The organism is Anaeromicropila populeti (assembly GCF_900112775.1).
Classification (GTDB): domain Bacteria; phylum Bacillota; class Clostridia; order Lachnospirales; family Lachnospiraceae; genus Anaeromicropila_A; species Anaeromicropila_A populeti.
The window spans coordinates 26,917-51,090 of record NZ_FOYZ01000018.1; the positions used below are offsets into that span (position 1 = coordinate 26,917).

Genomic DNA, 24,174 nt, shown 5'->3' on the forward strand with positions numbered 1-24,174 from the left:
ATTATTCGTATTATATCATATTATCTCTGTTCATTGATATACTCTAAATTTTTTCTTATCAACTCACATCTTTGAGCAACACATTCTACTGAACGCAATGGATCTTCTGGTGTATTAAATACATAATCAATAATTTTTTCTATTGTTGTTGTTGCAACATGTAATCTTGTGTCAGAAGAAGCATAGTAGATATACAATTCCCCATTATCTCTTGCAATTGCTCCATTTGTAAATACTACATTGGATACATCACCAATTCTCTCCTCTAGCCGAGGTACAATTAAAAATCCTGATGGTTCTGCGATTACTTCCCATGGTTTATCTAAAGCCGTAGCAAATGCATATATTACATATCGCAGTCCTGCTGCTGTATTCCTTACACCATGGGCAATATGAATATACCCCTTATCTGTCTTAAATGGAACTGCACCAGCACCATTTTTAGCTTCTGTTATTGTGTGATATTTTCTCCTGCTTGTCATGGTTTCTTCATCAATAACAGGATTCATTATATCCTTACATAATCCAAAGCCTATACCACCCCCAGAACCAGTGTCAATAAAATCATCCATAGGCCTTGTATAAAAAGCATACTGACCATCAACAAATTCTGGATGCAGCACAACATTACGTTGCTGTGGACTTCTCAGCGTTTTAAGATTAGGAAGTCTTTCCCACTTTTTTAAATCTTTTGTTCTTACAATGCCTGCTGCTGCAACTGCTGCTGATAAATCATTTACTGTTGTATCCTTGCTCTCAGAGCAAAAAACGCCATAAATATAACCATCTTCATGCTTGGTAAGTCTCATATCATATACATTTGTTTCTTCAGGACAGGTATCATCTAGTAGAATTGGATAGTCCCAAAAACGAAAACCGTCTACACCATTGTCACTCTCTGCAATACCAAAAAAAGATTTTCTATCATTTCCTTCAATTCGTGCTACCAAATAGAATTTTCCATTTAATTCAATTGCACCTGAATTGAACACTGCATTTACTCCTAGACGCTCCATGAAAAATGGATTTGTCTTAGGATTTAAATCATATTTCCATGTCAACGGAATATGCTCTCTTGTTAATACAGGATATTCCCATCTATCATAAATTCCATTATAAATATTACTCTTAACATTTTTCCGATTAATAAGAGCTTCGTATTTTTCATTTTCAATATAATATTTTTTGTTAAACATCTATGTTCCTCCTAATAATTTCAAAGCACATACGACCATTGTGATACGGACACTTCCATGGACCTACTATTTCCTTTTGATTCTCTGTAGGAACTCCATTATTATCTAGCTCATAAAACCACTCAGAATTTTTTCTCTTATCAATAACATTTTCCTTAATGTATTCCCATATATTTTTAGCGGCATTCAAATATTCTGTCCGCTGTGGTTCCTTTTCATACCCATTTAAAAATCCAATTACAGCTTCCGCCTGTACCCACCAGATTCTTTTCTTATCTACCTCTCCACGATCACATTCATTCCATAAGGAATTTTTGTGATAAGCTGTTTCGTAAATTTTTTGCGTCAGTTTTTTTGTAATAGGCTGAAGCTTTTCAATATATTTACGTTCCCCCAGCACTTCACAGCCCCGATCAATCAGCCATGCTGTTTCAATATCATGTCCATAGGAATGTAAATCAAGAATACTATTCATATCCTTATCAAAAAATACCTCTTGTCGATTTAATTCCGGATTAAAAACCTTATCTGCAAATGTATCTAACATCCACTCCAATCTGCTTTTTATCTCTTCTCTCTTTGTAACACGATAAAACTCCGTGTACGCCTCAAATACATGCAGTAATGTATTCATTGTTTTCTCAGCAATAACACCATTTTCAGATAGCTTGTCATTTTCAACTGGTTGAAATTTTAAATCAAATGCTTCTAAATATCCTACACTATCACAACATTTTTCTTCAATTACATGATATATTTCATCGGCTAACTTAATTGCTTCTTCCTCTTTTGAAGCATCGTAATATGAGGACAAGGCATAAATGGCAAATGCCATGTTATACGTATGTTTTGTACTGTCTAAAACTTCTCCTTGATATGAGGTTGACCAGAAAACACCACCATTAACTTTATCATAACAATAATTTTTTATATATTCATATGCATGTCTTGCATCTTCCAAATATTCTTTTTTTCCAAACATAAGATATGCATTGGCAAAAAACCACAATATACGGCTATGCAAAATAACACCCTTTGGTGCCGTTTTATCTATATTTAAATTAAAATCTACAAGACCATAATATCCACCATTTTCATTATCCCTTAATTTAGACCAAAATGGTAAAATTCCAGAAATAACATGTTCTTTAACCTGCTCAATCAGCAATTTTGTCATCCTCCTACATCTAGATTTTAATATAGGGATACAGAATCTGTATCCCTAATTAACACTGTTTATCTTCTTCCTATTTCCGTATCCTGTGTTGTCAATACACTATTTTCTTTTATATAATTCACAACATCTTCTAACTGAGTAAAAGCTAAACCAACATAGCTGTCTGCTGCTCCATAATAAATTGCAATTCTTCCTGTATCAGCATCATGTAAAGTTGCACATGGAAAGCATACATTAGGTACAAATCCTCTTTCTTCATACCACTCTTCTGGAGTAAGTAAAAAGTTTTCACATCTATATTTTACAATAGATGGATTATCAATATCTAAAATTGCACCACCAATACTATAAACAAAACCATTACATGTTCCACTTACACCATGATAGAACATCAGCCAGCCTTCATCTGTTTCAATTGGTGCTGCTCCTCCACCAATTTTAACGGATTCCCACCATTCAGCTCCTCTTCCCATTACATGTCTGTGCTTACCCCAATAAACTAAATCAGGACTTTCACTAAGGAAAATATCTCCAAAAGGTGTATGACCACTATCACTTGGTCGTGACAGCATCATATAATTACCATTTATTTTTCTTGGAAATAGAACAGCATTTCTGTTAAATGGAATAAATGGATTTTCCAAACGTACGAATGTCTTAAAATCTGTTGTTTTTGCTAATCCAATAGCTGCTCCGTAAAAATCTGTACACCACATAATATAATATGTATCCTCAACTTTTACTAATCTAGGATCATACGCATAATTTGGCATAAAATCGTTTCCATCTTCGTCAACAAAATGAATTTTTTCTTCATTAAATGTCCAGTGAACTGCATCCTTACTATGACCTAAGTATATATATGAAATTCCGTTTGTTTGTTCTCCACGGAAAACTCCTATAAATTCCCCATTATAAGGCATGACTGCACTGTTAAAAATTCTTGCTACATTTTTCAATGGATTTCTTTCAATAATAGGATTTTCGTTAAATCTCCAGACAGGTGCATTTTTTAGTCCCTCTGGTTTTTCTTGCCAAGGCATGTTAGGTAGTGCTTCTCCAATTATCTTCATTTTTAAGTCTCCTCTTCTTTTATTTCATATTTATACTAGCCCTTTACAGAACCATTTGTTAATCCACTATATATTTGCTTTTGACAAAATATAAATATAAGAAATGCTGGTGCCATGGTAATAAGAACACCTGCACAGATTAAATTGTACTGGCTTCCAACTGGCCCTGTGAATTTATACAGTGATGTTGCTACTGTAACTAATTTATCTTTTGATTGTAAATACAAATTAGCCATATAGTATTCATTGTAGGTTCCTACTCCCTTTAAAATCATACACGTTACAATTGCTGGTTTTAAAAGAGGAAATAGAATTTTAAAAAATACACCATAATAACTTGCTCCATCAATAATTGCTGATTCATCAATTGATACTGGAATATTTTCAAAAAATTGAAGAAATATATAAATTGATATAATATCTGTACCCATCATCAAAATCATATATCCTACTAGTTTATCTACAAGTCCAACACTATACATAATCTGATAGACTGTTACTTGGGTTGCAATACCTGGAATTAATGTAGCAAATAAAAACAAATTCCGAATCAAACCATTTCCTAAAAACTTAAATCGATTTAATACATATGCAAGCATTGTTCCAAATAGTATAGAGCCCAATAATACAAAAACCAAAATAATAGCTGAATTCTTAAACGCCAGAAGCATATCTGCATTTTTAAATACTGCTATGAAATTATCAAAATTCAGCCAGTTCTTTGGAAGCTGCATTACATTTGTGTTATAATACTCATCGTCTGTTTTAAAAGCAGTAATGACACAACTAGCAACAGGCAAAACCGAAATAAAAGCTCCTACTATTAAAGAAAAGTACATAATTATCCTAAAAAATATCTTCTTAATCACGTTATGCCACCCCCCCGTTGCGTTTTGCAAGTTTTCTATGCGTTTTCTTTGAAACACTATCATTATCATCGTTTAATACTTTTAACATTACAAACTTTTGTATCATAGTTGCAATAAATATAATAGCTAACAATACAATTGCCATTGCAGACGCCAATCCTACCTTCTGGTTTGTATGCGCTACTTTATTCATAACCCAGAAATAAGTTGCTGTACCCAAAGTACCATTTGTAATTACATAAGGAGGTTCAAAGGCACTTAGAGCACCAGTAATTGATAGAATTAAATTTAATACAACAATTGTTTTAATAGATGGCAAAATAATAAATTTAAATTGATGCCACTTATTTGCACCATCTAATGATGATGCTTCATATAATTCACTATCTACTGACATTATTGCACCAATAAATAACACCATGCTTTGTCCCATATATCTCCATATGGATGACGCTGCAAGAGAAAAATTATTTATTTTTGTATCTTTAAGCCAATAAGGCAAATTTTCCAAATTAAATCCAAGCCAACTAAGTACAGTATCTAAAACAAATCCTCTTGTATAGAAGAATTTAAAAATAAATCCTACTGCAATCCCACAAACAAGGTACGGAAAAAACATTGCTCCTTTAAAAAAGTTTCCTCCCTTTACTTTAAAACTTAACAGAGTAGCAAAATACAATGCCAATGCTAATTGTAAAAAAGCTCCTCCCATATAATATAAACTCAGCCACAACGCCCTGAAACAATCATCTCTTTTAAAAACGTCCACGTAATTATCTAATCCAACAAAAGTTCTTGGACCTGTATATTTCATTTTGTAAAAACTAAACTGAACCATTTTGGCAAATGGAACATACGTAAAAGTTAATAACAGGAATAATGGTACTGCCATAAATAAAATAATTATAGTGGCTCTTTGACCTTTTCCACTCTTTAACCAACTTAACAGGTTAAAAGGTTTTTTACTTTTTGACGTGTTACTAATGTTCTCTCCCATGTTAACCTCCTGTTAATCATGAGCCAGGGAATAAATCCCCTAGCTCACTATTTTATAAAAAGTATTGTATCCTCTATTCCTCAGTTACTTCAATTCCTAAAGATGATTGTGCATCAGACCATTTTTGATTCCACTCATCCATTACTTCATCAAGAGTAGCTGTACCATTTAATGCATTCTCTAAAATTAGACAATCTGGCGTATTATCTGTATTAATACCTACTTCTGACTCTCTGTTAAGTTCATTAAATAGAGACTCTTCACCTTCTGGAGCAGGATTATCTACTACTAATTCCACACCATCAAATGCATCCAATACTGCTGGTAATTGAGAACCTTTTACAATTGGAACTCCACCTTGATCAAAAGCAAAATTAGATTTTTCTGTCAACCATTTAATATATAACATAGATGCAATTTGTTCATCAGTAGATATTTTTGAATTAATTGCATAGCAATAATCCGGAGCAGCACTGGCATATTGTTTTCCACCTACAGAAATAGGGAATGGCATATATCCAATATCATCTGCATTATCACCTGCATCCTGCATTTGTACTACAGCCCATGAACCAAGTACCATTGTACCAATTTCACCTCTGTTAATCATACCCTTACAGCCTTCCCAGTCAGTTGTTGTTGGGTCATCTTCAATTAATCCTCTTGATACAGCCTCATATAATACATAATATACAGCATAAGGTCCTGTCATATCGTCCTTTTTTGAAAATGGATTTGAAGAATGAACTAATTTATTATTCATAAAATCAGGATCTCCAGTTGCAGAACCACCTAAATATGCATCCCACGCACCCATTGTCCAAGCTGCTGCAAAGTTAGAATACATTGGAATTGCTTCTGTGTTATCTTTAATTTTTTGCAATGCATCTAAAAACTCATCTGGAGTCTTTGGCATTTCTGTAATTCCAGCTGCTTCAAATACTTTTTTATTATATACAATACCTTGTACATTAGCTACAGATGGTATACCATATACCTGTCCTTGATATGATTTATCATTTAAGAAATCATATGTTTGATCCAAAGTTTCTTTATCACCAAAAGATACAAATAAATCTGGAAATTCATTTTTATCTACTGATGTTGGTAACATACAGATATCGCCCCAGTCATCTGTTGTCAGTCTTGTTGGCATATCATCAGAATAAGTAGTTGTTGTTTCATACGTAATCTTGATATTTGGATAAAGCTCATTAAACTGCTTAATGTAATCTTGAAATACAGTATCTTGCAGATCTGTTCTATGAGAAAGAAACTTAATATCTGCTGATAAGTCAGTATAATCCTCTCCTAATTTGAGTTCAGAAAAAGATGGTGTTCCTTCCTTATCAGTTGTTTCTTCTTTTTCTGTTTTCTTCTCACCACAAGAAACCATAGATAGTGAAAAAACTAAAACTAAGAATAGACTTAAAAATCTTTTTGTTGTTTTTTTCATAATTGCCCTCCTTATTACATAATTAATTGTTAAGTTATTTAGGTTAAAAGTTCATTTAATTAACTTAAATATATATTAACTTATTTTACTCAAAAAATCATCAATTTATCTTGCTAATAATCATATTATCTTGCACTATTTGTAATTAATAGTTATAAAACTTAATATTATTTTTACTATTTTGTTAATTTTTTAAAGAAATGATTCATCAAAAAGTTATTATATGTTAATGTTTAACATTAAAAGCTTTGTAATTTAATTTAACTTGTTAAATTAGCAAATAATATTACTTAATGCTTCACTAAATTACTTTACATCAATTATAAATTAAGGCCTGAATTCATTTAAAAATAATATTTTAACTATTACTTTTAATAGAAGCACGCCTTAAAGTACTTATATTTAACTAATAACTGTTACTTATTATTGACTTTACAAACACTTTCTCGAATAATTAATTTACTCTCTATAATCTTCATTCCTGTTGTATGATGCTGTCCCCTTACTTTCTTTATAATAAGATCTGCTGCTGCTTCTGTCATTGCCTCAATATCTACATCTACAGTTGTAAACTTTAAAGTTGATAGTGTTGAAAAAATAAAATTGTCATAGCCTACCACAGATATGTCTTCTGGTACTTTATACCCCATTGCTTTTAATTTTTTTACTAAAATATAGCAAACTTTATCACAGCAGCATACAAATGCTGTTGGCATATCATTTAAATCTGGCAATAATATTTCAATTAAATTACCTTCTTCATCTCTATCCTCGAGAATCCATTTCTTTTCAACATCCAGGCTGCTTTCAATAAGTGCTTTATAATAACCAATATATCGATCCAAAATACTATTGGTAGCAAATATGCTTCCAACAAAACCAATCCTTTTATGCCCATTGCTAATCAAATAATTAGTGGCTTTATAACTCCCATATACAGAATCACTTATAATAGCGTCCACGCTTTGCTTCTTATCATAATAATCAAGTAACAAAACATTTTGTTCAGCATGTATTAGCATATCCGTATAGGAAGAACTAAATTGTCCTAACAAAATTAATCCATCTACTTTATTATTTTCAAGCAGCTTAGGCATAACTAATTCCTTTTCATCCTTTGACGTCACAATTTCCATAATTCCATAAAAATTATATCTTGCTAATGCCTGAACTAGATTCTGATACATTTTTAAATAAAATGCATTTTCATCTTCTCTAACAAATCGATTTGCAATTACAACACCAATATTTCCACTTTCACACTGAAGTACTGTATTATTTCCATACCGGTATCCTAATTCATTTGCTACTTCTTTAATTGTTTTTCTAATTTCATCACTTACACCATCTTTATCCGATAATGCCTTGGAAACAGTAACTGCGCTAACCCCAACTCTTTCAGCTATGTCCTTTAGTGTAACGTTTTTTTTCATTTTACTCTCCTCCGTTCAATTTAAACCTTTGTAACCATTGAATTCTGTCTTTTAAACACTACTAAAACTTGATTTTCCTTTTCGGTTGATATATAATTTGTAAAAAATGTTGAGGTGACAAGCTAATGCAAAACTTTGAAAAAGAATATCTTAATGCAGTAATTACCAAACGAGAGCCTATATTATCCGCAAAAAATTCTCCTTTTTCATTAAAATTTGTTTCCGTATCCTGTTTTGCATTACAAAACCTTTTCTATATGCAAAACTTTGGTACTCGTGATACTCAATATCCATTTCTATTAGAACTAGAACATTTTAATTCTTACCTAGTGCTTTACACCAAGAGTGGAAAAGGTAAACTTTCTTATAAAAATGAATTTTATATTTTGCATCCTGACACTGTATTATTTATTAATTGTTCTAACTACTTTAAACTTGAGTTATTTGAATCAAGTAACTGGTCTTTTGACTGGATATATTTAAATGGGTTTCAGATTCAGACCTACTTCAATTTGTACTGTCAGAAAGCAAATCCTGTTTTTTCATTAAAACCTCTTTCTCAAATACCAAATCTAATTAAGAAGTTAATTAGTATTGAAACCTTAAAAATAACTGAAGGGGAACTTATTACTTCTATGCTAATAACAAATTTGTTAACACATTTGATACTTGAAAAGGAAACATCATACCTTGTAGATGAAAAAATTCCAGCTTATGTTCTGAAAATCAAAGAACTATTTGATACAAAATACCAGGACAATTATACCCTGCACTTGCTATCTGCTCAGTTTCACGTAAGTAAATTTACATTGACAAGAGAGTTTTCAAAATATATTCATTCATCACCCATAGATTATTTAATACAACGTCGAATATCAGTTGCACAGGATTTACTGAGAAATACCGATCTTCCAGTAAATGAAATTGCTTTGAATATAGGAATAGATAATCCAACACATTTTATTAATTTATTTAAAAAACGTATTGGATTAACTCCTTTACAATACCGCAATCAGAAAAACACCTGTACTACTCCTGATGTTCCTTAAAGTGAAGTAATTTTCCGGTGAAATCTCCATGTATGCCTGTTATATTAATGCCAGCATACATAAGTGCTCCTCCTGAATAAACCTCGCCAGTCTCCAGATTTTTATACATTTTACTTTCATTTAGCCCTTTTACCTTGATTCTTGTACTATGATAATTTGGTTTTGCCAAAACTTGAATAAAAGTAATAAGCGTTTCCTTTTTATCTTTTGAAACAACCTGCCAGCAATCAAACGCACCATTATCTAAATAATTATTAATTCTATAATAGTCACCAGTTCTCACTAAATCATTATATTTATGATACAGCTCCACCTGCTTTGGAATAATATCTCGGTCTGCCTGTGAAATTTTTGTTACGTCTAATTCATATCCAAATGTCCCTGCAAGTGCCACATATCCTCTCGTTCCAAAAGGAGTCGTTCTTCCTACTGTATGATTTGGACAATCACTAACATGTGCACCCATAGTAGATAATGGATATACAAGAGCTGTTCCCTGTTGAATTTTTAATCTTTCTACTGCATCCGTATCATCTGAACACCAGATTTGAGGACTATAGTACAGCATTCCAGGATCAAATCTTCCCCCGCCACCAGAACAATTTTCTAATAATAAATCAGGAAACTCTTTGGTTAATTGCTCCATCATTTCATATACACCTAATACATATTTGTGAGATAATTCACCCTGCCTGTCTGCCGGTAAATTGACACTTCCCAAATCACTTAATGGTCTATTCATATCCCACTTTACATATTCAATGTTTGCACTGCGTAAAACCTCTCTCATCTTGTCCATAATATGATTACGTATTTCTTGACGAGATATATCTAATACATACTGATTTCTTGATAAGCTTCCTTCTCGCTCTGGAACCTTAATTGCCCAGTCAGGATGTTTTCGATATAAATCTGAATCAGGAGAAATCATTTCCGGCTCAAACCATATACCAAACTTCATTCCCATCTTATTTACTTCATCAACAAGATACTTAAGCCCCCCCTTAATCTTTTCTTCATTTACAACCCAATCACCTAGTGCACAGTTGTCACTGCTTCTGGTTCCAAACCATCCATCATCCATTACTAGCATTTCAATGCCAAGTTTCGATGCTTCTCTGGCAATATTTAAAAGTTTTTCTGTATCAAAATCAAAATAGGTTGCTTCCCAATTGTTTATTAAAATTGGCCTTTTTAAATCTTTATATTTTCCACGTATTAAATGATTTCTATATAAATCGTGAAAAGTCCGGCTCATTTTTCCAAGTCCTTTATCTGAATATACCATTACAACTTCTGGAGCAACAAATTCTTCGTCCTTTTCCAGCTTCCATTTAAAACATGCAGGGTTAATTCCCATTTCTATTCTAGTGGTATTAAACTGTCCCCCTTCAGCTAATGCCATAAAGTTACCCGAATAAACAAAGCTAAAGCCATATACATTGCCTGTATCTTCTGTTGCATCTGAGTCCAAAAGCGCCATAAATGGATGATCTTGATGACTAGAAGCCCCTCTGTTGGAAGAAGTAATGTACTTTCCATATCCTACTTTTCTTCTCTGTATAATTCTTTCTCTCGCCCAGGAACCATGAAGTGTTATTAAATCATAGTCTATTCCATCAAAGTCCACACAAGCAGATAACACTTTATTTATAAATATACTACTTTCTCCTAAGTTTTTAACTCGTACGCTTCTTGTAATAACATCCAAATTTTCAAATGTACTATACAATAACACAACTTCAAGATGTAGTTGTTTATCTATACAGGTTATTTCTAATGTACTACATTCTTCTTTTCCAAATGTGGCTGGTAATCCCTTTAAAGTAAATTTTTCTTGATAAATCTTATGTGATAAATAGGTTAATGAAGTGCATTGGCTTCCTTTTTCAGTTTCAACACTTATAGCACTTTCTCTGAAATCACCAAGTCCATTTCCAGGATACTCAAATGAAAAACTGTCCATAAAGGATATTCTGTCCCTGCCATTAACAGTTGGAACAAACGGTGGTTCATTTGTTCTTAATAAGTAATTCAAATTACTATCTACTATCCGTTTTCCAAAATACACATGACCAATAAACTGTTCCTCATCAACAATAGCAATTATATAAGATGTATTATTACTGTCTAACTTAAATACTTTACTTTTTTCATAATAATTTATTCCCATACTATACTCTCCAAGCTCTTATATTTTTCATTAAATTAGTTGATTATTAAGTAAAATGTAACTTATTTTTAGTCTATATTAAACAGTAATAAATGTCAACAAAATTTATTTATTATGTAATCAAAAACAGACTCTATTTACTTTGCTAAATAAATCAGAGTCTGTTTTTATACTATTTTATAATTTCTCTTCCGCCCATATAAGGTCGTAATGCCTCAGGAATTATAATACTTCCATCTTCCTGTTGAAAATTTTCTAAAATAGCTGCTGTAGTTCTTCCTACTGCAACACCACTTCCGTTTAGTGTATGGACAAATTTAGCTTTATCCTTAATATTATCTTTATATTTAATATTAGCACGTCTTGCCTGAAACTCTTCAAAATTACTACAGCTAGAAATTTCTACATATCTATTATAACTTGGCATCCATACTTCAATATCATACTTTAACGCCGCTGTAAATCCAAGATCACCAATGCATATTTTAACAACTCGATATGGCAATCCTAATAATTTTAAAACTTCTTCTGCATCTAATGTTAGTTTTTCCAACTCTGCATAAGAATCTTCTGGCTTTGTAAATTTTACCAGTTCTACTTTGTTAAATTGGTGCTGTCTAATTAAACCTCTAGTATCACGACCTGCTGAACCTGCTTCTGCTCTAAAACAAGCCGTATATGCACAATGCATAATTGGTAATTTTGTTCCCTCCAAAATTGATTCTCTATACATATTTGTAACAGGTACTTCTGCTGTCGGTACTAAAAAGTACTCTTTTCCATCTCCTGATACCTTATAAGCATCTTCTTCAAATTTGGGAAGTTGACCAGTTCCTGTCATGCTTTCACGACTTACCATAAATGGTGGAAATACTTCTTCATACCCTTGCTTTTCGTGGACATCTAAAAAGAAATTTGTAATTGCTCTCTCAAGTTTTGCTCCTAACCCTTTATAAAATGTAAACCTTGCTCCTGTTGTTTTAGCAGCTGTCTCAGGATCAATAATATCTAAATTACTTCCCAAATCCCAATGTGCTTTTGGTTCAAAATTAAACGTGGTTGGAACACCGTATTTTCTTATTTCAACATTATCTTCATCGGTTTTACCTTGTGGAACTTCAGAATTCGGAATATTAGGAATAGTTAACATCCAGTTATCCAATTCACTATCCACTGCCTTTACCTGAATATCTAATTCTTTTATTTTCTCAGATAATTCTTTCATTTGTGCTAATATCTCCGTTACATCTTTTCCATCTTTTTTTAATATTGGCACTTGCTTTGAAACTATATTCTGCTCATTCTTTAATTTTTCAACTTCTAGCAATAATGTTCTACGCTTTTCATCAAGTGACTTAAACTGACTTAAGTCAAATTCCTCATTACGATTTGATAATTTTTCTTTTACCTCATCAAAATTATTTCTTAATAGTTTAATATCTAACATGTTTACACTCCTTTATTAGTATTTATAAAATATAATTTTTCTACTACAAAAAAAAATCTCTCCTCCCACTTACATGGGACGAAAGATTCCGCGTTGCCACCCAAATTGAAAAGTAAATAACTTTTCCTCTTGATGTACGATAAAGGGTACTACCTTCTGTCATTACACAGAACATGCATTATTTTAATGCGAGAAACTGGAACAATTATTAAGTTTATTGATTTCCACCAAACATCAACTCTCTAAAAAACTTATATAATTTTATTTTTCTCATGCTTTTTCATTTTTAATTAACTAATATTATAGACTATTTATTACAATATTGCAAGTCCATTTTTTTACCATTACATAATAACATCGTATATAAATAAAGATAATTCTTTAGTTAAATCTTTTTCTATAGGGTTCTCTAACTCTATATTACTTTTATCAAATAATAACTTAATAACTGGTCTTGTTGGAAATCCAGAGTTTTGACGAAGTACAATTCCCTTTTCCCCTTCATTTGTAATAATCATTGTTCCATTTGGATATGCAGCAACTGATTCTTTAAAAAGCATTACAACTTTATAATCAAATTTAATTCCTGCTTGAGAAATAATATATTCTATGGCTTCATGTACTTTTACAACAGGCTTATTATTTCTAAAAACATATCTTTCAAACTCATCACAAACAGATACAACTCTGGTTTCTAGCCCTATTCGGCTATCTCCAATTTTTAAAGGATATCCTGTATGATCTAGACGTTCATGGTGATATAATATAACATTTTTAGCTTCTTTTGAAAGCCATATTTCCTTTTCTACAATTGAATACCCATAAACAACGTGCTTTTTAACTTCTGAATTCAGTTCGCTATCATTCACTATCTCATCCACTGGAGATAAAAAGAAACTATACCCTATATCATGTAATAAACTTCCCACTGCAATATCATTAATTGTTTTCATAGGCAAATTCATTTTTAATGCAACTAAAACTGATAGTGCACATACATTTAAACAATGAACATACACACTTTCACTTTTTTGTCTTACTACATCAACACTATAAAGTACTTCTTTACTCTGAAGAATATCTTCGATTAACTGTTGTGCAATAATCACTAATCTTTCAAGCTCGGCATTTCCACAATACGAATACTTTTCAAAAATATTTTTTACAGCAGACTGACATTCTTTCTTTATTTTGGATTCTAAAAACTCTTTTTCACTTTCATCAAGTTCTTTATTTTCGCTTTCTATATAAACAAACTTAATGTTAAGCATTGAAAATTTTTCAATATAATCTTTTTTGAGAATGGTGCCTGCTGCCATTAAAATTGTATCTGTACTACTATAAATATCTCTTGCTAATACTTCATTTCCTCTAATTAGATCTACTGATATTTTTCTCATTAACCAACCCTACTTTATAACTATTCCATATAATTTGTACTGTTTATAGCTTCATTTAACGCTTGTTTTTCCTCTTCTGCTAAAACTACAAATGCTTCCCCATTAATAATTTGTTTTACATATGTAAAACAACCTTCTCTACTACTATGCATTGAATTAAGAATAAAACCATCATTTCTGTCATTTAGTAATGCCAATGCAAAACTTAGTTTTCCTCCCATTTCTTTAAAAGCATCATACTTTACTATACCTATTTTTCTATATGTGGACAATAGTATATCATCAATATTGCTAATTTTACCATTAATACTATCAATATCTAATTTTATTTTTTCAACATCACTAATTTTATTTTTAATAATTTCCTCTAAACTACTTGCATCAGAACCAAGCATAAACTTGCTTAGTCTGTGTTTTTGTTTATAAAACCCTATAAATAATGCAAGCACTAGAATTATTAATAAAATCATTATTCCCGTCAGACCAATAGTTACATATTCAAGGTCTAGTCCAAGACGATTAAAAATATTCATTTCAATTTCTCCTTGTTACCCATTGTTTTTGCATAAAAAGAATAGTTCAACAATTCTTTCTAAATCTTCCTCCGAATAATATTCAATTTCAATTTTGCCTTTATTATTGTTCTTTCTATTAATATTGACTTTTGAACCTATTGAATTTTTTAGTTTTTCTTCCAAATCTCTATAAATTGAATTATCTTGTTTTTTAATAACTTTCTTCTTAACTTCTTTTGGCTGTAAAATTTGTTTTACTAATTTTTCGGTTTCTCTAACACTTAGTTTTTCATCAATAATTGTCATAGCAATTTCATTTTGCAAGCTTAAATCAGTCAACGCTAATAATGCGCGGGCATGTCCACTTGAAATCATATCATCTATTAACATTTGCTGTACATTTTTATCCAACTTTAATAATCTAAGTGAATTTGTAATAGAAACTCTACTTTTTGAAACCTTATCAGCAACTTCGTCTTGCCTAAGTGAAAAATCATCTATTAGCTTTTTATATGCCATTGCCTCTTCAATTGGATTTAAATCTTCCCGTTGTATATTTTCTATTAATGCAATTTCTATTACTTCCTGTGGAGAATAGTCTTTAATAATTACTGGAACCGTTTTTATCCCAGCAATTCTTGCCGCTCTCCATCTTCTCTCACCAGCTATTATTTCGTAGTAGTCTTCTTTTTTTTGAACAATTAAAGGTTGTATTACACCAAACTCCTTTATTGATTCTGCTAACTCATGTAAACTATCTTCATTAAATTTTCTTCTAGGCTGATCCCTATTTGGTTCAACGCTATTAATATCAATTAATGTTTCACGTGAAACATTATTATCTACGTTTACGGTCTCCACTATTTTTTCTTTTTTAGCTGGAATCATAGAATCTAAACCTTTACCTAATCCATGTTTTCCTTTAACTGTCATCAGTTCTCCTCTCTTTCAATAACTTCATCAGCTAAATACCGATATGCTTCTGCTCCTGCTGACTTTGGCTCATATATATTTATAGGAATCCCATGACTTGGCGCTTCTGCTAATCTTACATTTCTAGGTATGATTGACTTATATATATTTTGCTCTAGATTTGCCTTTACATTTTCAACAACTTGCAGAGAAAGATTAGTTCTTGCATCGTACATAGTAAATACAACACCTTCTATTTCAAGTTCTTCATTTAGTCTTTCTCTAACCAAATTAATTGTATGTATAAGCTGAGATAATCCCTCTAATGCATAATACTCGCACTGTATTGGAACTAATACAGTGTTTGCCGTTGTCATTGCATTAACAGTCAATACATTTAGTGACGGTGGGCAATCAATAATAACAAAGTCATAATACTTTGATATTTTATCAATTTGCTTCTTCAATATATATTCTTTTTCATCCACGTCAATCAATTCAATTTCTGCACCAGCCAAATTTACATTTGCAGGTATTAGTGAAAGGTTCTCAATTACATTAGGTACAATACAGTCCTCTAATGTACATTCTCCAACCATTAACTCATAAATTGTATATTCAATATTATATTTATCGACTCCAAATCCACTTGTTGTGTTTCCCTGTGGGTCGACATCCACAACTAGTACTTTTTTCCCTTTTTCTGCAAGACATGCAGACAAATTTATTGCTGTAGTTGTTTTTCCTACACCACCTTTTTGATTGGATACTGCTATTATACGGCTCATTAAATCACCTTTCTAAAAATAATGCATATAAAAAACTTCAGTGTAATTATAACATTTATATAGTAATTAATCTATATTATATTTTACTAATATTTAAATGCAATAATGTTTCACGTGAAACATTATATACTAACGAGATTATTTCTTATAGCATAAACAGCTGCTTGTGTTCTATCAGACACATCAATTTTTCTAAATATGTTAGAAATATGATTTTTTACCGTTTTCTCGCTAATATTTAATTGATATGCAATTTCCTTATTATATAACCCTTCAACAACTAGTTTCAAAACTTGCAGTTCTCTTTTTGTTAAAATGCTTAGATTACTGCTTTTTTGAAACTGCCTTTTTCTCATTACTGCTGCCAGTGATGGCTGAATATATTTTTCTCCATTATAGACAACATTAATTGCCTTTTTTAGTAAAGACGATTCTGACTCCTTTAAAACAAATCCATTTGCACCAAATTCAATAGCTTCTTCTAGTATTTCTATATCACTATAAAATGTAAGCACAATTATTTTGGTACCATTTTTTTTCTCACGTAACATCTTAAGAACTTCAATCCCGTTTAATTTTGGCATATTAATATCCAATAGTAAAATATCTGGAGTTAAATTGTAAACCTCATCTATACATTGAATGCCGTCTCCAACTTCACCAACTACTTCTAAATCCTCCTCCAACTCTAGGATCTGGCGCAGCCCCTCTCGCACCATTAAGTGGTCATCAGCTAACAATACTTTAATAGGTGTCATTCCATGTCTCCTTTTAATAATTTTTTTGGAATTTTCACATAAATACTAGTACCTTCATTCCTTTTAGAAGAAATATCAAATATACCGTTTAATAAATTAATCCGCTCTTTCATAATTGAAAGTCCAAAATTTTTAATAACTTCATCACGCTTAGTCATATCTTCTAAATCAAATCCCACACCATCATCTTCAACCTTTAATTCAATGCTGTCTTTATTATAATTCAAATAGATAAAAGCATTTTTTGCATGTGCATGTTTCAATATATTATTGCATGCCTCTTGTAAAATGCGAAATATTGTCAAGATATATATATCTTTTAAATAGTTACCTTTTCCTGTAACTTTAAATATAAAAACCGTCTCACCTTGTGAAAAATTTATACTACTTATATATTTTTCTATACACTCTGTCAAATTTTGTTCAACAAGATTATAAGGTTTTAAATCATATATAACATCTCTAATTTCTTTAATTGTACTTTGCAATGTTGCAATAATAATTTGTAACTCTAATTTAACCCTAATACTATCACTATCCATTAGTCTCATACAAAATTCTGCTTTATGGACAAGGCTAGATAAATTTTGTACAACAGAATCATGTAGTTCTCTAGCAACCCTCGCCCTTTCTTTCTCCTGAGCCTGCAATAAGCTTAGATTATTACTGACAGAATACATGTTTACCAAATTATTATTTGCATTTTCTTTTATCTGTTTGCATAGAGATTTATCATTTTGATTAACTTTATTATGCAAATCTGCATTTTTCTCCATAATAACCCCCAATGTATTAATATATTATTATTATATACTAAATGTACTTTGATGTAAAACAATATAGAGGTATTTTTTTTTACTAAATATATTAAAAAATATTACAATTTTTAATTGTATCTGTACCACTTTTAACATATAATATTATTAGTGATTGTACAAAATGAAAGGAGTATTAGTTTGAATAATAAGAAAAAGATATCTATTATAATTACTATTATTTTAATATGTACTACAGTTATACATTTTACAAATAAAATTATTTTCTTTTTTGCAACAATAAAAGAAAAACTACCGTCAAATAATAATAATTTTTATAGTTGGAGATTTGGTAAGATTTATTATACTAAAAGAGGTAACGGAAACCCGCTTTTACTAATACACGAACTAAATTATATGAGTTCAGACTATGAATGGAAAGAAGTTATTAATTCACTTTCAGAAAATCATACTGTCTATACTATTGATTTAATTGGTTGTGGTCGTTCTGACAAACCTAAAATGACATATACAAACTATTTATATGTTCAGTTAATAACAGATTTTGTGAAAAATGTAATAAAACATAAAACATCTGTTATTGTTACAGGCAACAGTTCACCTGCTGTAATAATGACTTGCTACATTGAGCCACAACTATTTCAAAATATAATATTAGTAAATCCAGAAGATATTTCGAATACAACCAAGTTTCCAACGTATTCGAACAAACTACTGAAGCATTTAATAGAAACTCCTATTATAGGTACTTTAATTTATAATACTAAGGCAAACAAATTTGCAATTAGAAACGAATTTTTAGAAAATAATTTTTATGCAAGTAAAAAGTTGAAAAGCAGGATCATTGACGCCTACTATGAAGCAGCACATCTTAACGGTTTTTCCGCAAAATATTTACTTTCAAGCATGTCAAGCCGCTATACAAATATTAATATTAATCATGCACTAAAAGAAATTAATAACAATATTTATATCTTGCTTGGCCAGCATGAAATTAATATGACAGAAATACAGGAATCGTATTTAAATATGAATTCGTCCATTGAAGTAGAAGTTATACCAAATACAAAACATTTACCACACATAGAATGTCCAAGTGAATTTTTAAAAATATGTGAAATATATTTATAAAAAACAGCTTATTGAAATAATAATTTATTTCAATAAGCTGTCAACCTATTTTATGGGTTCTTTTGCTGGCTTTCCAGCTAATCTTGGATAAACATTGGATGTTGAACTGTTCTTTTTTAAAAATATAAAAGTTCTTTTTATATCTGAATCAGGTAACTCTAATTCCTCCACTTTATCAATTTCAGCACCTAACTTTAAGATTGCATTTTTAGATAGATCTAATTCTTCTTTTATGTTACCAGATTTATAAGAAATAAATATACCATTAACCTTTATAAATGGTATACAGTACTCTGATAAAGTTGATAAATTAGCAACAGCTCTTGATACACATACATCAAACTTCTCTCTATATCTAGTATCCCTTCCAAGATCTTCTGCTCTGGAATGAACAGCCTCTATATTTTTTAGTTCTAAAATATTAATTACCTCAGATAAAAATTTAACTCTTTTATTTAATGAATCCATAAGAACAATTTCAGTATCAGGAAAAACTATTTTTAATGGAATTCCAGGAAAACCTGCACCAGTACCCATATCTATAATTTTCTTATTATTAAGATTATAATACTTTGCTAACAAAATACTATCTACAAAATGTTTTAGTATAAAATCTTTTTCTTCCGTAATTGCTGTTAAATTCATTACCTTATTTTTTTCAATTAATAAATCATAATATACTTCAAACTGGCGATATTGATTCTCTGTTAAAGAAATATGAATTAAATCATTTAATCTACTAAAATATTCTATATTCATTTATTCCATATTCCTTTCACAATTTTTTACCCTTCTGTTTTGCTCTAAATATACAAGTAAAACAGAAATATCAGCTGGTGACACTCCTGATATTCTTGATGCCTGTCCAACAGATATTGGTCGTATCTTAGTAAGTTTTTGTCTTGCTTCTATTCTTAAACTATTTACATCATTATAATTAATATTCTCAGGTATTTTTTTATTTTCAAGCTTTTTATATTGTTCTACCTGCCTTAACTGTCTTTTTATATAACCATCATATTTCAAATTAATTGAAACCTGCTCCGTTACATCCTTTGGTAATTTTTTTCTTTTTACATCTATTGGTTCAAGTAAATCATAATTTAGTTCAGGTCGTTTTACTAATTCAGCTAATGTAGCACCAGAATTAATAGGAGTACTATTATTTTTTATTAATAATTCCTGAACTTCCTTTGTAGCACCAACTATAGTTTCTTCAAGTCTAGCTATTTCTGCATAAATCATTTGTTCTTTCAAAACTAATTGTTCATATCTTTCTTGAGAAATTAATCCAACCTGATATCCTATTTTTGATAGTCTAAGATCAGCATTATCTTGTCTTAAAATCAAGCGATACTCTGCTCTTGATGTCATCATTCGATATGGTTCGTAGTTTTCTTTTGTAACAAGATCATCAATTAACACACCTATATAAGCTTGAGATCGATCAAGAACAATCTGTTCCTTTTCTAATATTTCTAGCCCTGCATTAATTCCAGCAATAATCCCTTGTGCAGCTGCCTCTTCATAGCCGGAACTACCATTAAACTGACCAGCACTAAATAATCCTTTTATCTGCTTAAACTCCAAAGTAGGTTTTAACTGCATAGGATTAATGCAATCATATTCTATAGCATAAGCATTTCTTACTATCTTTGCATTTTCAAGCCCCTTTACAGAACGATACATCTTATACTGTACATCTTCAGGAAGTGATGATGACATTCCCCCAATATACATTTCATTTGTATAATTTCCTTCAGGTTCAATAAAAACCTGATGTCTGTCTTTATCAGAAAAGCGTACAACTTTATCCTCAATAGAAGGACAATATCTTGGACCTGTACCTTCTATATATCCTGAAAATAACGGTGAACGATCCAAATTTTCACGAATAATAGTATGAGTCACCTCATTTGTATAAGTTAACCAGCACGAAACTTGATCTTTTTCAATATCCTCCGATTTATTAGTAAATGAAAATGGTACTACCTTTTCATCACCTGTTTGCTCTGCCATTACTGAAAAATCTATTGATCTTTTATCGATTCTTGCAGGTGTACCTGTTTTAAAACGATATAATTCTATTCCAATTTCTTTTAAACTATCTGATAAATGATTAGCAGCTGCCAGTCCATTTGGACCGGTATGATTACTTACTTCACCGTATACACATCTTGCCCTTAAGTATACTCCTGTACAAAGAACAACAGCCTTACATCTATAAATAGCACCTGATAACGTTTCTATCCCAGTAATTGTATTATCTTCAGCCAAAATTTTTGTAACCTCAGCTTGCTTTAACGTTAAGTTTGGTGTATTTTCCAATACCCTTCTCATTTCATTTGTATAATCCTGTTTATCCGCCTGCGCTCGCAGTGAGTGCACAGCAGGACCCTTGGATTTATTTAACATTTTAGATTGAATATAAGCTTTATCAATAACTTTTCCCATTTCGCCGCCTAAAGCATCTACCTCTCTAACCAAATGCCCCTTTGAGCTTCCCCCAATATTAGGATTGCATGGCATTAAAGCAACACTATCCATACTAACAGTAAACATAATAGTATTAAGTGACATACGCGCACAAGCAAGAGCTGCTTCACATCCTGCATGACCTGCACCTACAATTACCACATCGTAACTCTCATATTCATACGACATTTCTTTCGTCTCCTTCTAAACGTCTATTTACCCATACAAAATTCCGAAAAAATTGTATTTACTAAATCCTCACCAACTGATTCACCAGTAATTTCTCCTAATTTTTCATATGCATTCATAAGATCAATAGAGTAAAAATCTTCTGGCATTTGATTTTCAATTGATACCAATACCTGTTTTAAACTTTCTACACTATCCCTAATAGCATTCTTCTGCCTTTCGTTTGTAATAAAAATCTGATCATTAAACTCAATCTCACCATTAAAAAACAACTGCTTTACATATGTCTTTAAAAGATCAACCCCACGTTCCTCTTTTACAGATATTTCTATTACATCTTTTTCTGTAATTTTTTCAATTTCACTTTTACTAAGCATTATAGAATCTAAATCAATTTTATTCAACAAAATAATTGACCTTTTATTTTTTAATAATGGAATAATTTCATAATCATTTTCATCTAACTGTCTTGATGCATCCATAACAAATAACACAAGATCAGCTGATTCCACATAACTTTTAGCCTTTTCAACACCAATTTTCTCTACTACATTTTCTGTATTTCTTATACCTGCTGTATCAATAATATTTAAACACACACCATCTAATTGTATTGTTTCTTCAATAATATCTCTTGTTGTCCCTTCTATATCAGTTACAATTGCTTTTTCATGTCCTACTAATATATTAAGTAAAGAGGATTTTCCCGCATTTGGCTTGCCTACTATAACTGTCTGAATTCCTTCCTTCATATATTTTCCGTGACTTGCTGACTTGAGCAAATCTTCCAATTGATTGATATACTCTTTTGTCTTATCGTACAAATCATTTCCAAATCCATTTATATCAATGTGTTCCGGATCATCTAACGCAGCTTCAATATAAGCAATATCTCTTATTATTTCTCTACGTAAATTACTAATTTTTGTATACACACTTCCTTTTAACTGATTGATTGAACTCTTTAAAGCATATTCACTTTTTGATTTTATTAAATCCATTACTGCCTCTGCCTGAGAAAGATCAATTCTTCCATTTAAAAAAGCTCTTTTAGTAAACTCTCCTGGTTCAGCTGGTATAGCGCCATTTTTAAAAAGAGATTCCAAAATTTTTTTTGTAACAAGAATTCCTCCATGGCAATGTATTTCTACAACATCTTCACATGTATAGCTATTTGGTGCCCTCATAATAAGCACAATTACCTCATCAATTGTTACTCCCTGTTCTTCAATATATCCATATAAAATAGTATGTGATTTAGCATCTGCTATTTTATTTTTTCCTCTTTTTGAAACAAAAATATTATCTGCTATTTCAATTGCTTTACTACCACTAATTCTTATTATACTAATTCCAGAGTTGCTAACTGCTGTTGCAATTGCAGCAATAGTATTCGTCTTCATTTAAAATTCCTTTCTAAATTTATAAATATATTAAAAAACGAAAGTATAACAGAGTCTATCACTCTATGATACTTTCGTTAATCGCTCAGGCTCTTAACAGCAATTATAACTGCTGATTATTATTTTCTCTTGGCACTCGAGGATTCTTTCTATATGTGCCACTACGATTGTCTCTACTGTCACGATTTCCACGATTACTATTATTATGACTATTATAATTACCTTGATAACCTTTTCTGTTGTTTCTATGAGAATTGTCTCTAACACCTGATTTTAACGTAACAACTACTTTACGATAAGGCTCTTCACCCTCGCTATGAGTTTCAACAAATTTGTCATGCTGTAACGCCGAATGAATAATTCTTCTTTCATATGGATTCATTGGTTCCAGTGATACTGAATGTTTACTTCTTTTAACTTTAAATGCAATATTCTTTGCCAAATTTTCTAATGTCTCTTTTCTGCGCTCTCTATAATTCTCAGTATCAATTTTAACCTTAATATATGCAGAACTTTCTTTATTCACTACTAAACTAGTCAGGTATTGTAAAGAATCCAAGGTTTGTCCTCTTTTTCCAATTAGAACTCCCATGTCTTGTCCATCAATATTAATATCTAATTGATTCTCATCTACAAGCTTTGTTTCAACATTAGCCGAAATTTTCATTTCTCTCAATACATTTTTTAAAAATTCACTAGCTACAGCTTCATAATTGGAAACTGCATTACCTACTGTTTTACTAATTACATTCTCAACTACATTAACCTTTTCTTCCTGTTCCTCAGCTTTTAAGCGCACTGTAATTCTTGCAGGTCTACTAAATAATCCCAAAACTCCTCTGCTTTCTTTTTCGATAACCTTCCACTCTACCTTATCACTGGTTGTTTCCAATTTAATTAAGGCTTCTGTTATAGCATCATCTACAGTTTTTGCCGTGAACTCAACCCAATCCATCT

The 24,174-nt window shown here is 31.0% G+C and carries 21 protein-coding genes and 1 other annotated feature; of the genes, 2 read left to right on the top strand and 19 right to left on the bottom strand.

Translation table 11 applies throughout. The features are described from left to right. Nucleotides 1-20: 20 nt before the first annotated feature. The 7 genes from BM305_RS16860 to BM305_RS16890 form a co-directional block, all read right to left on the bottom strand. Complete coding sequence (locus BM305_RS16860) at nucleotides 21-1,196, bottom strand: glycoside hydrolase family 130 protein (RefSeq protein WP_092563566.1); 1,176 nt, start codon at nucleotides 1,194-1,196, stop codon at nucleotides 21-23. Next, nucleotides 1,189-2,373, bottom strand: a complete 1,185-nt coding sequence (locus tag BM305_RS16865) for an AGE family epimerase/isomerase (protein WP_092563569.1) — start codon at nucleotides 2,371-2,373, stop codon at nucleotides 1,189-1,191. Before BM305_RS16865 ends, BM305_RS16860 begins: the two co-directional genes overlap by 8 nt. 59 nt (nucleotides 2,374-2,432) lie before the next feature. Beyond that, on the bottom strand, nucleotides 2,433-3,446 hold the full coding sequence (locus tag BM305_RS16870; RefSeq protein ID WP_092563572.1) for a glycoside hydrolase family 130 protein: 1,014 nt from the start codon (nucleotides 3,444-3,446) through the stop codon (nucleotides 2,433-2,435). Nucleotides 3,447-3,481: 35 nt separating this feature from the next. Beyond that, nucleotides 3,482-4,285, bottom strand: a complete 804-nt coding sequence (locus tag BM305_RS16875) for a carbohydrate ABC transporter permease (RefSeq protein ID WP_242940574.1) — start codon at nucleotides 4,283-4,285, stop codon at nucleotides 3,482-3,484. A gap of 31 nt (nucleotides 4,286-4,316) precedes the next feature. Then, nucleotides 4,317-5,312 (bottom strand): carbohydrate ABC transporter permease, encoded by a 996-nt coding sequence (locus BM305_RS16880; protein WP_092563575.1) that lies wholly within the window; start codon nucleotides 5,310-5,312, stop codon nucleotides 4,317-4,319. 73 nt (nucleotides 5,313-5,385) lie between these two features. Beyond that, nucleotides 5,386-6,768, bottom strand: coding sequence for an ABC transporter substrate-binding protein (locus tag BM305_RS16885; protein ID WP_092563578.1), 1,383 nt, complete (start codon nucleotides 6,766-6,768; stop codon nucleotides 5,386-5,388). Between the two features lie 416 nt (nucleotides 6,769-7,184). Beyond that, nucleotides 7,185-8,201 (bottom strand): LacI family DNA-binding transcriptional regulator, encoded by a 1,017-nt coding sequence (locus BM305_RS16890; protein WP_092563581.1) that lies wholly within the window; start codon nucleotides 8,199-8,201, stop codon nucleotides 7,185-7,187. A gap of 125 nt (nucleotides 8,202-8,326) precedes the next feature. Between BM305_RS16890 and BM305_RS16895 the strand changes: the two genes are divergently transcribed. After that, nucleotides 8,327-9,250, top strand: a complete 924-nt coding sequence (locus tag BM305_RS16895; RefSeq protein WP_092563584.1) for an AraC family transcriptional regulator — start codon at nucleotides 8,327-8,329, stop codon at nucleotides 9,248-9,250. Here BM305_RS16895 and BM305_RS16900 read toward each other — a convergent pair. From BM305_RS16900 to BM305_RS16935, 8 genes are all read right to left on the bottom strand, one after another. Then, a complete protein-coding gene (locus tag BM305_RS16900; protein WP_092563587.1) occupies nucleotides 9,231-11,423 on the bottom strand; it encodes an alpha-galactosidase in 2,193 nt (730 codons plus the stop codon). The two genes, BM305_RS16895 and BM305_RS16900, sit on opposite strands and share 20 nt — an antisense overlap. 172 nt (nucleotides 11,424-11,595) lie before the next feature. Beyond that, complete coding sequence (gene serS / locus BM305_RS16905) at nucleotides 11,596-12,870, bottom strand: serine--tRNA ligase (protein WP_092563591.1); 1,275 nt, start codon at nucleotides 12,868-12,870, stop codon at nucleotides 11,596-11,598. A 71-nt stretch (nucleotides 12,871-12,941) separates the two neighbouring features. After that, nucleotides 12,942-13,152 (bottom strand) — a binding site (T-box leader). Between the two features lie 62 nt (nucleotides 13,153-13,214). Next, nucleotides 13,215-14,270, bottom strand: coding sequence for an HD-GYP domain-containing protein (locus BM305_RS16910; protein ID WP_092563594.1), 1,056 nt, complete (start codon nucleotides 14,268-14,270; stop codon nucleotides 13,215-13,217). A 20-nt stretch (nucleotides 14,271-14,290) separates the two neighbouring features. Then, nucleotides 14,291-14,803, bottom strand: coding sequence for a DUF4446 family protein (locus tag BM305_RS16915; RefSeq protein ID WP_092563597.1), 513 nt, complete (start codon nucleotides 14,801-14,803; stop codon nucleotides 14,291-14,293). 15 nt (nucleotides 14,804-14,818) lie between these two features. After that, complete coding sequence (locus BM305_RS16920) at nucleotides 14,819-15,718, bottom strand: ParB/RepB/Spo0J family partition protein (protein WP_092563600.1); 900 nt, start codon at nucleotides 15,716-15,718, stop codon at nucleotides 14,819-14,821. Beyond that, a complete protein-coding gene (locus BM305_RS16925) occupies nucleotides 15,718-16,485 on the bottom strand; it encodes a ParA family protein (RefSeq protein WP_092563603.1) in 768 nt (255 codons plus the stop codon). Before BM305_RS16925 ends, BM305_RS16920 begins: the two co-directional genes overlap by 1 nt. 122 nt (nucleotides 16,486-16,607) lie before the next feature. Further along, the gene (locus tag BM305_RS16930) at nucleotides 16,608-17,243 is read right to left on the bottom strand and encodes a response regulator (protein ID WP_092563606.1); all 636 of its coding nucleotides are present in this window, start codon (nucleotides 17,241-17,243) and stop codon (nucleotides 16,608-16,610) included. Next, nucleotides 17,240-18,019, bottom strand: a complete 780-nt coding sequence (locus BM305_RS16935) for a sensor histidine kinase (protein ID WP_092563609.1) — start codon at nucleotides 18,017-18,019, stop codon at nucleotides 17,240-17,242. Before BM305_RS16935 ends, BM305_RS16930 begins: the two co-directional genes overlap by 4 nt. 180 nt (nucleotides 18,020-18,199) lie before the next feature. Here BM305_RS16935 and BM305_RS16940 point away from each other — a divergent pair, with 180 nt between their 5' ends. Continuing rightward, on the top strand, nucleotides 18,200-19,150 hold the full coding sequence (locus tag BM305_RS16940; RefSeq protein ID WP_092563612.1) for an alpha/beta fold hydrolase: 951 nt from the start codon (nucleotides 18,200-18,202) through the stop codon (nucleotides 19,148-19,150). A 45-nt stretch (nucleotides 19,151-19,195) separates the two neighbouring features. Here the strand turns inward: BM305_RS16940 and rsmG are convergent, their stop codons facing one another. The 4 genes from rsmG to jag form a co-directional block, all read right to left on the bottom strand. After that, nucleotides 19,196-19,909 carry a 16S rRNA (guanine(527)-N(7))-methyltransferase RsmG gene (gene rsmG / locus BM305_RS16945; RefSeq protein WP_092563615.1) on the bottom strand — a complete coding sequence of 238 codons (714 nt, stop codon included), beginning with the start codon at nucleotides 19,907-19,909 and terminating at the stop codon, nucleotides 19,196-19,198. Then, nucleotides 19,910-21,814: a tRNA uridine-5-carboxymethylaminomethyl(34) synthesis enzyme MnmG gene (gene mnmG / locus BM305_RS16950; protein ID WP_092563618.1), complete on the bottom strand. Its 1,905-nt coding sequence runs from the start codon at nucleotides 21,812-21,814 to the stop codon at nucleotides 19,910-19,912. A 23-nt stretch (nucleotides 21,815-21,837) separates the two neighbouring features. Continuing rightward, nucleotides 21,838-23,217, bottom strand: coding sequence for a tRNA uridine-5-carboxymethylaminomethyl(34) synthesis GTPase MnmE (gene mnmE, locus BM305_RS16955; RefSeq protein ID WP_092563621.1), 1,380 nt, complete (start codon nucleotides 23,215-23,217; stop codon nucleotides 21,838-21,840). 103 nt (nucleotides 23,218-23,320) lie between these two features. Beyond that, nucleotides 23,321-24,172 carry an RNA-binding cell elongation regulator Jag/EloR gene (jag, locus tag BM305_RS16960; protein WP_092563624.1) on the bottom strand — a complete coding sequence of 284 codons (852 nt, stop codon included), beginning with the start codon at nucleotides 24,170-24,172 and terminating at the stop codon, nucleotides 23,321-23,323. Between the last annotated feature and the right edge of the window lie 2 nt (nucleotides 24,173-24,174).

Excerpts from the sequence above, each read along its gene's own strand:
- jag (WP_092563624.1), bottom strand. The coding sequence starts at position 24,172 with ATGGATTGGGTTGAGTTCACGGCAAAAACTGTAGATGATGCTATAACA.
- BM305_RS16910 (WP_092563594.1), bottom strand. The coding sequence starts at position 14,270 with ATGAGAAAAATATCAGTAGATCTAATTAGAGGAAATGAAGTATTAGCA.
- BM305_RS16920 (WP_092563600.1), bottom strand. The coding sequence starts at position 15,718 with ATGACAGTTAAAGGAAAACATGGATTAGGTAAAGGTTTAGATTCTATG.
- BM305_RS16875 (WP_242940574.1), bottom strand. The coding sequence starts at position 4,285 with ATGTACTTTTCTTTAATAGTAGGAGCTTTTATTTCGGTTTTGCCTGTT.
- BM305_RS16935 (WP_092563609.1), bottom strand. The coding sequence starts at position 18,019 with ATGGAGAAAAATGCAGATTTGCATAATAAAGTTAATCAAAATGATAAA.
- BM305_RS16860 (WP_092563566.1), bottom strand. The coding sequence starts at position 1,196 with ATGTTTAACAAAAAATATTATATTGAAAATGAAAAATACGAAGCTCTT.
- mnmG (WP_092563618.1), bottom strand. The coding sequence starts at position 21,814 with ATGTCGTATGAATATGAGAGTTACGATGTGGTAATTGTAGGTGCAGGT.
- BM305_RS16900 (WP_092563587.1), bottom strand. The coding sequence starts at position 11,423 with ATGGGAATAAATTATTATGAAAAAAGTAAAGTATTTAAGTTAGACAGT.
- BM305_RS16885 (WP_092563578.1), bottom strand. The coding sequence starts at position 6,768 with ATGAAAAAAACAACAAAAAGATTTTTAAGTCTATTCTTAGTTTTAGTT.
- BM305_RS16915 (WP_092563597.1), bottom strand. The coding sequence starts at position 14,803 with ATGAATATTTTTAATCGTCTTGGACTAGACCTTGAATATGTAACTATT.
- BM305_RS16870 (WP_092563572.1), bottom strand. The coding sequence starts at position 3,446 with ATGAAGATAATTGGAGAAGCACTACCTAACATGCCTTGGCAAGAAAAA.
- BM305_RS16880 (WP_092563575.1), bottom strand. The coding sequence starts at position 5,312 with ATGGGAGAGAACATTAGTAACACGTCAAAAAGTAAAAAACCTTTTAAC.
- BM305_RS16925 (WP_092563603.1), bottom strand. The coding sequence starts at position 16,485 with ATGAGCCGTATAATAGCAGTATCCAATCAAAAAGGTGGTGTAGGAAAA.
- BM305_RS16930 (WP_092563606.1), bottom strand. The coding sequence starts at position 17,243 with ATGACACCTATTAAAGTATTGTTAGCTGATGACCACTTAATGGTGCGA.
- mnmE (WP_092563621.1), bottom strand. The coding sequence starts at position 23,217 with ATGAAGACGAATACTATTGCTGCAATTGCAACAGCAGTTAGCAACTCT.
- rsmG (WP_092563615.1), bottom strand. The coding sequence starts at position 19,909 with ATGAATATAGAATATTTTAGTAGATTAAATGATTTAATTCATATTTCT.
- BM305_RS16890 (WP_092563581.1), bottom strand. The coding sequence starts at position 8,201 with ATGAAAAAAAACGTTACACTAAAGGACATAGCTGAAAGAGTTGGGGTT.
- serS (WP_092563591.1), bottom strand. The coding sequence starts at position 12,870 with ATGTTAGATATTAAACTATTAAGAAATAATTTTGATGAGGTAAAAGAA.
- BM305_RS16895 (WP_092563584.1), top strand. The coding sequence starts at position 8,327 with ATGCAAAACTTTGAAAAAGAATATCTTAATGCAGTAATTACCAAACGA.
- BM305_RS16865 (WP_092563569.1), bottom strand. The coding sequence starts at position 2,373 with ATGACAAAATTGCTGATTGAGCAGGTTAAAGAACATGTTATTTCTGGA.